The 12,362-nt window shown below is 33.8% G+C and carries 11 protein-coding genes; 2 read left to right on the top strand and 9 right to left on the bottom strand.

The features are described from left to right. Window positions 1-55 precede the first annotated feature (55 nt). The 5 genes from HUW50_RS15015 to HUW50_RS14995 all read right to left on the bottom strand — a co-directional run bounded on the left by HUW50_RS15015 (window position 56) and on the right by HUW50_RS14995 (window position 5,948). A complete protein-coding gene (locus HUW50_RS15015) occupies window positions 56-1,531 on the bottom strand; it encodes a sulfatase family protein (protein ID WP_066324129.1) in 1,476 nt (491 codons plus the stop codon). Window positions 1,532-1,557: 26 nt separating this feature from the next. Beyond that, a complete protein-coding gene (locus HUW50_RS15010; RefSeq protein WP_066324128.1) occupies window positions 1,558-2,952 on the bottom strand; it encodes a glycoside-pentoside-hexuronide (GPH):cation symporter in 1,395 nt (464 codons plus the stop codon). A 452-nt stretch (window positions 2,953-3,404) separates the two neighbouring features. Then, window positions 3,405-4,637: an AraC family transcriptional regulator gene (locus tag HUW50_RS15005; RefSeq protein WP_066324120.1), complete on the bottom strand. Its 1,233-nt coding sequence runs from the start codon at window positions 4,635-4,637 to the stop codon at window positions 3,405-3,407. A 143-nt stretch (window positions 4,638-4,780) separates the two neighbouring features. Continuing rightward, window positions 4,781-5,320 carry a chromate transporter gene (locus tag HUW50_RS15000; RefSeq protein ID WP_083964406.1) on the bottom strand — a complete coding sequence of 180 codons (540 nt, stop codon included), beginning with the start codon at window positions 5,318-5,320 and terminating at the stop codon, window positions 4,781-4,783. Window position 5,321: 1 nt separating this feature from the next. After that, window positions 5,322-5,948 carry a chromate transporter gene (locus tag HUW50_RS14995; RefSeq protein WP_066324119.1) on the bottom strand — a complete coding sequence of 209 codons (627 nt, stop codon included), beginning with the start codon at window positions 5,946-5,948 and terminating at the stop codon, window positions 5,322-5,324. A gap of 230 nt (window positions 5,949-6,178) precedes the next feature. Between HUW50_RS14995 and HUW50_RS14990 the strand changes: the two genes are divergently transcribed. Beyond that, window positions 6,179-7,057 (top strand): LysR family transcriptional regulator, encoded by an 879-nt coding sequence (locus tag HUW50_RS14990; RefSeq protein WP_066324116.1) that lies wholly within the window; start codon window positions 6,179-6,181, stop codon window positions 7,055-7,057. A 525-nt stretch (window positions 7,058-7,582) separates the two neighbouring features. Here the strand turns inward: HUW50_RS14990 and HUW50_RS14985 are convergent. The 4 genes from HUW50_RS14985 to HUW50_RS14970 all read right to left on the bottom strand — a co-directional run bounded on the left by HUW50_RS14985 (window position 7,583) and on the right by HUW50_RS14970 (window position 10,632). Continuing rightward, window positions 7,583-8,071, bottom strand: a complete 489-nt coding sequence (locus HUW50_RS14985; protein WP_066324109.1) for a hypothetical protein — start codon at window positions 8,069-8,071, stop codon at window positions 7,583-7,585. A gap of 538 nt (window positions 8,072-8,609) precedes the next feature. After that, window positions 8,610-9,080, bottom strand: coding sequence for a hypothetical protein (locus HUW50_RS14980; RefSeq protein WP_157094284.1), 471 nt, complete (start codon window positions 9,078-9,080; stop codon window positions 8,610-8,612). 126 nt (window positions 9,081-9,206) lie between these two features. Continuing rightward, window positions 9,207-9,698: a hypothetical protein gene (locus tag HUW50_RS14975; protein ID WP_066324107.1), complete on the bottom strand. Its 492-nt coding sequence runs from the start codon at window positions 9,696-9,698 to the stop codon at window positions 9,207-9,209. A 187-nt stretch (window positions 9,699-9,885) separates the two neighbouring features. Then, on the bottom strand, window positions 9,886-10,632 hold the full coding sequence (locus HUW50_RS14970) for a YqjF family protein (protein ID WP_083964405.1): 747 nt from the start codon (window positions 10,630-10,632) through the stop codon (window positions 9,886-9,888). 276 nt (window positions 10,633-10,908) lie between these two features. Here HUW50_RS14970 and HUW50_RS14965 point away from each other — a divergent pair, with 276 nt between their 5' ends. Beyond that, the gene (locus HUW50_RS14965; RefSeq protein ID WP_066324102.1) at window positions 10,909-12,321 is read left to right on the top strand and encodes an FMN-binding glutamate synthase family protein; all 1,413 of its coding nucleotides are present in this window, start codon (window positions 10,909-10,911) and stop codon (window positions 12,319-12,321) included. Window positions 12,322-12,362 lie beyond the last annotated feature (41 nt).

Genomic DNA, 12,362 nt, shown 5'->3' with positions numbered 1-12,362 from the left:
TTTAAAACCGGATTGCAACTGGTGATTTAATCCTATTCCAAGCTATTAGAAGGTTCTAAAACCTAGCATCTGGTTTATGACGAACAACATCAGATGTTTCTACATAAAAAGTTAACAACCGTTCTTTTAGTTTTGATAAAATCTCCGAGTATTTAGGATCATTAATACGATTATACACTTCATTTGGATCTTCTTTTAAATCATAGAATTCATCTTCTTCATATAATCGTTTTACATACTTATAGTCTTTTGTTCTAATCATAATTGCTTTCGTATGTTCTGGTCCTTCACTACGTTGCATTTTCAATCTTGGATAGTATAATGCCCCAGGTTGTTGTTGATCGGTGGCTTCTAATTCCATACAATGGGTCTCTCCATGTAATCTTCCACCTTGACAGAATACAGCATCACGATGTTCATTTACTTTACCAGCGATAATAGGAAGAAGTGACTTTCCAAAATGGGTGTGTTCTGGTTCAATATCCAAAAGATCCTCTATTGTTGCAGGAAGGTCAATTAGTTCTACTAGTGCATCCCTAACACCGGATTTTACCTCATATGTTGAAGGTAGTTTTACGACAAATGGTACTCCCGCTAAACTATCCTCGAATGTATTTTGGTTTTTTTCTACGATATTAAAATCACCAGTATAATCTCCATGATCCGAGAAGAAAAACACTGCTGTATCATCGTATAAACCAGCATCCTTTAGAGCGTCCATAATCATTCCAAATTGATGGTCTACTCGTGCGCACATTCCATAATATGTGGCCCTAAGTTCATCCCATTGTTCTTCTGACCATGACTCCATATTTTGTATATCTGCAATTCCTTTTAGCATGCTTGGCTTACCTTCAAAGTTTTCAGGTGGTTTTACTCTATCAGGAAGCTTTTCGCGATCTATCATACTAAACCATGGCTCCTCAACTACGTATGGAGGATGTGGATACATTAAGGGAAGATAAATACATAACGGTTTATCTTTTGGAGCATTTTTGATACGTTCTATAGCACCATGAATGTATCCCCAATCATAATCTGCAAAGCCTTGTAATCCATGCCCCGCTTCTAGCTTACCACCATAAAAAGAATAATAGTCAGGAGATCCTGAATCTCCACGCCAATCATCATTAAGCTTCGCTGATGTCATTTTCATTCCTTGTTCAGGTTCGTATTTCTCATCGCAATATTCTGAAAAATCTGCGTCGTTTGAAATTAAATCATTTTTGCCGCCCCACCATACGTGATATCCTTTTTGTTTAAGCGTACGTAATAGTACTGGATCTTCTTGTTGCATCATATGGAAAATCGTCCTGTTTCCTTTCACATGTGGATACCATCCACTCATGAAAGAACATCTACTTGGTGTACAAACAGGATTTTGACAAAAAGCATTTTCAAAAGAGACTCCATCTGTTTCTACTAATGAATCAAGATTAGGAGTGACTGCTGCTTGATTGCCTAGATGCCCCATGACATCTCCTCTCCATTGGTCAGGATTAAAAATAATAATGTTCGGTTGTTTTTTCATATTAACTCTCCTAAATTCGTATTTCCCTAGGATTTTCTTGCTGCAATCTCTGCAACAATGCTAGCATATTTGTCACTGTCTAATTTATGAAAGGCCATAGCTATCATGCCAATCACTGAAGCTATAACTGGTACAATCGTGACTGAGAACAAGATTCCATGTAACGCTTCTGGAGTTTGAGTTGCATTTGCAACATATCCAGTCGAAGCTAAAATAATTCCAGATAGAGCACCACCTACCGCCATTCCAACTTTTTGTGTGAAAATGAATGAAGAATAGATTAATCCTTCAGCTCTAAGACCAGTTTTCCATTCTCCGTACTCCACAGTGTCAGGGACCATTGCCCATAGTAATGGTCTTGATAATCCCATTCCAATTGAGAAAATTCCACCAAATAAGAAAATCGACATATTACTAGAATGGAAGAAATATAACCCTAATAATCCGATTGCTGATATTAATTGACTTACAATAGCTAAATTTCTTTTTCCCATTAGCTTGACAAAAAATGGACTAAAGACAACAAACAATGATGTAATTGATAATGTTACTAAGGAATAAATCGCAAACATCCCGACATTTCCATAATTATATTTAAAGAAAAATAGCATTGCTCCATTTTGAATGGTAAAAGACATCGTATTTGTAACAATGAAGATTAAAATAATTAACAATGGAGCATTCGTTCCTACTACTTTAACCTTTGTTTTAAACGAAGACTGTTCACTGTTTACTTTTTCTTTTTTCTGTTCCCTTTTCTCTATTCCTTTCGTTCCAAAAAAAGTGATGAGTAATGTAATAATTGCTATGACCGCAAACATCCCAGAAACAACTAAAAAACCAGTCTTTTCTGATGGAAACATTTTAACTAACGGTAATGTTGCACTTGTGGCTACTAATGTCGAAACAGTTCCGAAAACTACTTTAATAGAAGAAATTGTAGATCTTTCTTGATAATCCTGTGAAATGACAGTCATCATCGAGCTATAAGGGATGTTGACGATTGTGTACATTAATCCGAAGAAAATATAAGTAGCATAAGCATAGATAAGCATCCCTGTATCACTAAAATTAGGAACAGTGAAACACAATACACCTGATATAGCTAGTGGAACTGCACCATATAAAATATATGGTCTAAATTTCCCCCACTTACTTTCCGTAGCATCAACAACTACACCCGCAGCGACATCAGTAACAGCATCAATTAAGCGAGTAACTAAAAATAATGTACCCGCCGCAGCTGCGGAAATGCCAAACACATCTGTATAGAAATAAAGTAAATAAGAAGCAATGACCATAAAGAAAAGATTAAGACCAAAGTTACCCATTGCATATTGGATCGACAGTTTCAAACCAGCTTTTTGGTTTTGTTCATTCAATTGAACTTGTTCTACGACATTAGCGTGTTGTATGCTCATTTTATTACCTCCTTTTAATTTCACCTTAATAGATCTCAGAATTCATAATTACGCTTACTTTGAATAGAGGTAAGAATGAAGAGTTAGGTGAATCCATTACTTATTAGTCCGTAAGTAACTACAGTAATTTTTTTCATTCAAATACTTCTAGATATAAGATTGACTTAGTTCACCTATTCAATTTGTATCCCCATTCAAATTAAATATTAAGCGTTTTCATGTTTACAGTTTATATTCTTTTATCTTAAACGTTTGGTACTTTTTTATTAACATTGGTGTTTTTTTATTCTTTTTAAAAATAATTTACTAGTTTTAAGCAATAATATATTTTTTGTTACAAATACCTTCTAATGTTGATTTACTTTTGGTCAAAGAAAAAGATACGGTCTTGTCCCGAAAGTCATTTCGGGACAAGACCGTATCTTTAAATTGTTCTTAAAACCTTGCCATTATTATATTAACCTCCCTCTATCTTTGTATTGTTTTGGGGTTAGTCCCGTTATCTTTTTAAATACTTTTGTAAAGTAGCTTTGATCATTAAAATTAAGTAAAGTACAAATTTCTAGGAATGAATAATCAGTTAGTACAATTAGTTTTTTAGATTCTTCTACTTTTTCCTCTTGTATATATCTTGAAAGAGTTTGTCCTACTTCTTTCTTAAAACAAGCAGATAGATGGACAGGACTTATTCCAATAGATTCTGCAATTTGAGAAACGCTGATATGATCATATACATTCTTATAAATAAAGCGGAAGCATTGATTGATCATTTCTGAATATTTATTTTTGTTACTTTGTAGAACACGTTCTGCAAAATCATACATAGATTCGTTTCTTACTCTTCTAACACTTTCAACGTCTGTGGCGTCTTCTATATTTTGAATAAAAACATCACTTAAGGTTCGAGCTAGATCCCACTCTAGTCCTCCTTCAATAGCTGCTCTGGTGGCCAAAGTTATTCCACATATAGATAAATTTTTTTGACTTCTTAAATAACTATTTCTAGCTAATATACCTGTCTCCCCTACAGTTGTTTCTGTTAACTTTTTAAGTAGATCTTCTTTTCGACCATCTCTAATACATTGCATGAGCTCTATTTCGTAATATTCGGGAGGATGAAATGCTTGATTCTCCCTGCGTTTAGAAATTTCTAACTCAGGTGGGTTACTAATTAAGGTATCTTTCATAAACATTCGGTTCTGATCAACAATAACTGCTATGTCTATTCTTTCATTAAATACTAGGAAGTAGAGTAATTTACCAATATTCAATAGCTGGCCCCTGCTTACCTTTTGTAAACGGTCATAATATATGGTGAGTTCTTGTTTTCCAATTACTTTTGAAAAATCATTTAACAACCCAGTGATTGTCTCTTGTGATAGGTTCCTAATTAATGTGGGACCAATAATGAATGTTCCTATCATTTTATCGCTGGTTTGGATAGGCATTAGTATGAAATTTTCTAGGTATTCATTTTCTTGAAGAATAGGAAAATTCACTTGAACACTTTCTAATTTGCTCCATTCAATTATATCCCAATCAGAATGTAATGGATTAGAGGTCGATGTACTTGTGTAATTTTGAACTATAGAACCATTATGCTCTATAAATTTTACTGGAATTTTAAACGTATCGAATAATAACTTACATACATATTCAAAATCGGATGTTGTAGGAAAAATCATCTTATCCCTCATTTTTAAACGATTATTATATAAATTTTGTTTGGTCAGAATTTCCAGATTTTATGTTAAGCTTTTTTCTGATTCAAGAGTAAATCGTTCCTTATACAGAAAAAGAGCCCAATCCAAGATTAGCCTCCTTTTTACTATGAATAAATCGCAGCTCCCAGTACACCTGACATTACAATGACTAACGCAGGATGCAAACGAAGCTTTATTAAAGAAAATAATGACAATGCGAATATAGCTAGTAAGCTACCTGAATACCAAGAAAAAGAATCTAATAAATGATTGCTGATTGCAAATTTAATCGCTGCATAACCAATAAGGCCTGTAATAATTGGACGTAATCCATAAAATGCAGATTCAACATGCTTATTTTTACTAATTCGATAGAAAAAGGTTGCAATGATTATAACAAGCAACAAGGAAGGGATCACCATACCTAATCCAGCTGCGATTGCACCTGTGATCCCATTAATCTGGTACCCTACAAATATCGCACTATTAGTGGCAATTGGCCCAGGCGACATCCCCGCAATTGCGATAACATCTGTAAACTGTTGTGTCGTCATCCAGCCTTTATTGATAACCTCCATCTCAATGACAGGGATCATCGCATACCCTCCACCAAATGAGACAAAACCAATTAATAAGAACATCCAAAATAGTTCAAATAAGATCATGTTAAATTCCATCTCCCATATAGCATTCTAATTGCTGTGCAGGTGTACTCTTTTCCTTTTTTATCTTTACTGAGTAACCCAGTTTCCGCTTAACGTTAACAAGTAGAATACCTAGAATAATACCAGAGAAGATGATTAATACCGGATGGAGATGAAGGAAAAACAGAATCGCCATAGAACCAACCGAAATAACTAATGTTGTTTTATCAATGATCGCCGTTTTACCAATCATATAACCTGCATATACAATCAAGGCAACAATCGAAGCACGAATCGCCTGAAAGGCCGCTTCTATTTTAGGGTTGTTCTGGATCTGGAGAAAAACAATACTAAGTACAACAACAATAAGGAAGGTTGGTAAAAACACTCCTAATAATGCTGCAATGGCACCCCTAATCCCTCCTATTCGATAGCCTATAAATGTTGAAGAATTTATGGCAATTGCCCCAGGAATTGATTCCGCAATCGCAAAAACGTCGGTTACATCCGCATGATTTATCCATTTCTTTTTATCCACTACTTCTCTTTCAATAAGTGGAATCATCGCATACCCTCCACCAAAGGTAACTGGACCAATTTTTAAGAAGGTCCAAAAGATTTGAAATAATTTTTTTGTTTCTTCCTTCATAAAATTCTCCATCCCTTTTTTCAATATTTCTACCAATGACCTTGATGAATTTTTAATTATTTTTTTATCTTATCTATACGATATCACGCTTTCTTAAGAAGGGATATTGCAACAAATGCATAGGTTATAACAGATCGTTATACTTCCTTTGGAGTTCTTCTGATATGGACATATGGTAATATTGTATTATACGAATAATAGGTACGATAACTTTGTAGGGAGGAGTTTCCTTGAACATCGATAGTTTGAAAACGTTTTGTTTAGTAGTTGATGAGGGGAGTATTAGCCAAGCAGCAAGATTAAGTTTTGTTTCCCAGCCTGCTGTAACAAGACAGATTCGGCAGCTTGAGAATCTTTATGGGACCCTTTTATTTGATCGAACAGAAGGAAAATTAATTGTTACAGAAACAGGGAAAATGCTTTATCCTTTCGCAAAAGCGATTATTAACGACTTTAACCGATCCAAAGAAGTGATCTTGCAGGCTACAGGCGAGTACAATTCTAACATTAGGGTAGGTGCATCACTGACAATAGGCGAATTCCTTTTACCAAATTTACTAGGTCGTTTTAAAAAATTGACACCTGAAATTAACGTAACATTAACTATAAAAAACACTCCGAGTGTGTTAGAGGATTTAGCGAACGATGTAATTGATATCGGCTTGGTTGAAGGAATTGTTGAAGATAAAAAATTCACTGTCACTAAATTTGCTGATGATGAATTAATTCTCGTTTATCCAGCAGACCACCCTTGGGGAGAAAAATCAGAAATAGATATTAACGAATTGGCTAATGAACGAATGATTTGGCGAGAATCCATATCAGGAACACGACTAATTATCGAAAACGCCTTAAAAGAGCATGGGGTATTAGATAAAATTGAAAACTACATGGAGATCGGAAGTACCCAAGCAATAAAAAGTGCGGTAGAATCAGGCCTTGGAGTAAGTATTCTCTCAAGATTAACCGTTGCAAGAGAATTAGAGCTAGGCTTTTTGAAGGAAATGAAAATTTCAGGAATTAATATAAAAAGAAGCTTATGGCTTGTTAAAAAACCTCAAAGGTTTAATCGAAATAGTGTTACTAGTTTTGTTGAATTTATTAAATAATTATCGAGATACATACAATTATCATTAGTTCTATATATATTAAAGCAACCTGAATCCTTTTCGAAAGAGAATTCAGGTTGCTTTTGATTGTCTTCTCTTACTGGTGTTCATAAAAAAGATATTTTCACGAAGTTAAATCTTCAAGAATAATAGAGAGTTTCCTCCCTCTCTTCAAAACTGTTCACTATTATATCCAACTTGAATAGCATTTAACTTATTTAAAATAGAAATTATGTAAAATTATATCTTCAACCATTAGATGATCTTGAGCGCTCAATACTATTTTTGTTAAATAAAAAAACAAACAATGTTCACTTTTTAAGCATATTGTTTTAGCAATTTCCCAGCCCTATCCCTTTCAACTAAATCGCCCTTAAACGGAAGTTAAGCGCTTATCCCTATTCAAGATAAGCGCCCGATAGCTGTAGATCGTCATTAAAGGAAAGCAACCCTCTAAAGAAGACATAAGCAATGTTATAGGTATTGAAAAAAAGATCTTCAATCGAAAATCCTTTTATAATGCAATTATTTACCTTTATAACATTTTATTATTCTAATATGAAAAGGTAGGAAATAACTATACACAACAAAGAATATAGGAATGCTAAATATATGGTTCCATTCTTTAAGTTTCATGTATCCTACACTTACTACTGCCCATTCAATTAGTACAGAAATGACAATAAATATTATTACTAATCTCCATTTATTCGAACTATTTAAGTAGTTTAAATAAATAACTGCAAGTGATGAAGGAATGAAACTGTATGTTATAAGTTCACCTATTCCTGAGATTTTAGGATGACCAAAATCAACTAAATCAAAAATTCCTGCAAATATGTTATCACTAATCCAAGTTAATAAACCAATTACTCCAATTGTAATATATAACTCTCTCCAATTTATCTCTTTCTTCGGCATAAGAAGAGCATACAATAACAATATAAGCCCCAATGATATTGGAAGCCACAGACCCTTTGCACTTAAATCTAAGTTCTTAAAAATCGAGTCCATCCATAATCTCCTTTACGTCTCTGAATATCAATATGGTTTCCAAAGATAAACAGATAAATACATATACAAATCTAGTTAACATAATACCAATTTAAAGAAGAAAGTCAAAGAATCAATCCCTTATATATCAAGTGTTTGGCTATTGTCCGTTTTTTCTAGTTTGTGCAACCTCTTATTCAATATAATGGCCCGTTGCGGAAGAAGAGAAAAGGATTGAATATGGAGTTTCTTCCGAAACAATAAAAAACGTCTAAACCACATTACTATCAGGAATAAAGACGTTTTAAATACTTAAATTTAGTTGTGTTAATAGATATTTTACACAAAGTTTATTTTCGAAGATTAATGGGGATATCTTCCCCCTTTGAATATTTAAAAGTAAGCTGTTCTCTATTATATCCACATGAGATAATCATTTAACTTGTCCTTAATAATAATATTAATATTAAAGATTTAAAATGGTCATGCTGGTAAAATTTTGTTCACAAAAGCATTGATCATTTTTATTAATATCTTCAACAATCGCGCCTTTCACAAACTAAACATTTTTATTTCTTACTAAATTTATTTTAAATAATATTCCTCTTAAGAGAAAGCCTACCATCACACCAGGAATAACAGCAATGATTGGAAGCCAAACAGGACCTAATAGTACTCCAAATAGTTTAAAATTCGAAGAATACATACATCCAACTGTAACGAAATATGCAGAAAAAACAAATGGCAGAAAGGAAAAGCAATCTTTTTCTCCTCCTGCATCTTTATACGCATCCCACATTGCAAAAAAATACAAACATGGATAAAACATTAACCACTGATAATCTGCCTTTATAATTGCCTTTTCAATATCCCCTTGAAAACTTAACATAATGACTTCATTAAAATTTGCCTGGACATTCACCAAGAACTCTAAAAAAACAAAAACAATACCTTTTATATACTTTTTATTTAATAATTGGCCAAATCCCGGAAGAGCAATACTCCACAATAACCTTTCTTTGGGGTTCACCACATTTTTCTTCCCCCCTTAAAGTTCTTTTTTAAAATTAAGTTTTAAATTAATAGGAGATTCTTTACGGTCATATGCCTAGGTAGTTTAATTTTCCTTTATTTCATAAAAATGAAGGAACTTACTCTAAAGCGTTTTTTTAATCTCATCTTGATTTTTGTTAATTGATTGTTCCACAAAATGCTGATAGCCATAGATAATAATTGACAAGGATATACATATAAAATACCAAGTAGTATGTTTCATCAGCTTAAATTTAATAATTCCAAATTTCCTTCCTATAGGAGGCAAAAGAAAAGCGTTAAAAATATTTAATACCATATTTGTAATTAAGTACTTAGGAAAATTACCAAATGTTAATTTAAAGATCCAAAGTGTTGCTACAAAATAAGGACCTAATATATATGTAAAATCTACTGGACCAGGTGATAGTGGATTTTTTGTTTTCCACCATTTTTTCCTATTACTAATTAGACAAAACACACTTAAAAATAAATTGATAAAGCTTGCTACGGGTAAAAACCTTAAAATATTTCTTTTCCCCATAAAAGGGACAGTTAGCCAAGGTAGTATTAATGTAGCTAAAGAGAATGCCACTTGTTTCGTATACTTATCCATAAAGCTCCTCCTTTTAATGATATTATCTTTTTTTATTATTCTTTAAAGTACCAATTAATATGTTATTCTTTCACGTCTTACCATGACTAATGACCAAGGGAGTCCCAAGATCAAATATAATCAAATGAAAAAATAGTTGAATAACACTAATCTTTTCCTTCTTCACAACGAATATACCATTCTCAACTTAGATATGTATCTTCCTAATATTCCATATTAGCGAATCGAACCCTTTTGAAAAATGAGCAATCGGTTTTACATTACTAAGATCAATATTAAAAGGAGAAAAAAGTGTATTCATTCCTATTTGAGTTTCTGCTTTTTGTAATGGCCAAGGAGGATGGTGTATTTCTCCACAATAGGTGTTGCCTCTGTTATCGAAACTATATAAGCAGTATCGCTCTGTGAGCCAATGATCTAGGGTTCCTGTATTTGCAAAATTCACTTCTTGTGAAGGTCTAAACGATCCACTGAATGTTATTTGAGCTTTTGTTGTACTTTTTCTGATACTTTGGAAATGAATGGTTTTACCTTCGTTTTGAAAAGAAATCCGTGCGGGATAGTACGGCAAACGATACCATCTCTTTGCGATCGTACGAGAAGCCCAGTTTTCGACGTCTAAAGACATGAAATAGACACCAGGTTTACCATCATATTGAACATAAGTTCTTACATTTACTTCTAAAAATTTAGGGGTTAGTGAAACAGATGACAACCCGCGAGGATAAATTCCCTCTATAACAAATGCAACAATTCCTAACCAAGCATTGTGATCAAAGGTGTCAATTTGTAAAGGAGCAGGTATATGTGGACGTAGTGCTTCAGGTGGAATAGGCCAATGAAGAAAAAATAGGTTACTCCATGTTTGTCGCATAATCCACTTTTTCGAAGGTAATGGAAAGGGGCGGTGAATGATATCATTTAATAAGTTCATGAAAATGCTCTCCTTCTTACTTGCTGGTAGCATCTAAAGCCGTAGAAAATATGTACGAAGTAAAGTGGACGGAGCTACGTTAACTATCAATGTTAGTGGTTGTAAATTTGTAGATCTTTTGTAGTCTTTCCCTTAAAGGAAATTTCAATACGATTCCTCTTGTATTTCTATTCCCCATGTAGCTTAGAATGATTTCATATCAAATGTTAATTATTTCTCTTTTGGTAATAATGGGAATAATAACTGTTTAATCTATTTAATAGTGGAGAAGTGATTATGCCGAACATTTTATATTATTTGTCTTTTGTGATGATTTCAATAGTATTTGTCCTTATTTTATTCATACTTGTTGGTTGGCGTTGGATAATTAAAAGAATGGTTAAACAAATGGGAAAAATCATTCTAACCGACAGTTATCAAGAAAATATTATTGAGTTGATGCCAGGCCTTAGGCATATGGGCGTTCAAAATATGCTTGAAAATAGCTTGCGTGCAGAAACAGGTGACGTACTTCATCGCCCACTTGGCTCTTCAAAAAAATGGCCACATTTAGATCCGATTACCTTTATCCCTGCACAAACGTCACCATTTCCCATTAATGGCGAAGAAGAAGTAAATTTAAAAGTAACCATTGGACCAAAAGCAAAAAAACCAATGAAAATAAATATTCCGCTTATGATCAGCGGGATGGCTTATGGGATCGCACTTAGTGAAGAAGTGAAGTTGTCATTAGCAGAAGCAGCTAATAATGTAGGAACTGCAATTAATTCCGGTGAAGGTGGAGTTTTACCAGAAGAATTAGACAAAGCAGGGAAATTTATTTTACAATGTGGCAAAACAGAATGGGCAAAGGAAGAAGAACTTTTTAAGCGTGCCGACATGATTGAAATTAAGTTGGGACAAGGCGCAATATTCGGAATAGGCGGGAGAATTTCCCCCAAGAATTTAACAGGCCGTGCTCGTGAAGTGATGGGACTAAAAGAAAATGAAGATGCGGTGATTTTTGACAACTTTTTTGAAGAACAATCATTAAAAGATTTGAAAGAGCTTGTTGAGTATCTTCGGGATCTAACAGGTGGAGTTCCCATTGGTGCAAAAATAGGAGCAGGTGGAAAAATTGAAGAAGATATTGATCATTTAATCGACATGGATGTTGATTATATTGCGATTGACGGCGGCCAAGCAGCCACTCTCGGAGCAGCACCCATTTTATCTGATGACATGGGAATCCCTACATTACATGCAGTTGTCCGAGCTGTTAATCATCTAGAAAAGAGAAACATGAAGGGGAAAATCAGTTTAATTATCTCTGGAGGGCTTTTAGTACCTGGGCATTTTTTAAAAGTGCTTGCACTTGGTGCTGATGCTGTGTATGTAGGCTCTGCGATGTTATTTACTGTCTCACACAATCAAATATTTAATGCACTTCCATTTGAACCAGCTACACAAGTGGTTTGGAATGAAGGCAAATATAAGGATCAATTTAAGATTGAAGAAGGGGTAAAATCAGCAGAGAAATTCTTAACAGCAAGTATAGAAGAAATGAGAATGGCGTTAAGAGCCATGGGCAAACGCTCTTTAAAAGAGTTGTCGAAAACAGATTTAGTATCCTATGATGATTTGATCGCTAAAATGATTGGAATTCCATATTCATTTGAACCTTGGGAAGACAAACAAATAAAGAAATAATTGAGTGAATACTTTAATATCTAAGAAATGTCTATTTCCGT

The sequence above is a fragment of the Metabacillus sp. KUDC1714 genome (genome assembly GCF_014217835.1).
GTDB lineage: Bacteria > Bacillota > Bacilli > Bacillales > Bacillaceae > Metabacillus > Metabacillus rhizosphaerae.
The sequence above is the reverse complement of the archived record's forward strand: the minus strand, read 5'-3'. Positions and strand labels throughout refer to the sequence as shown.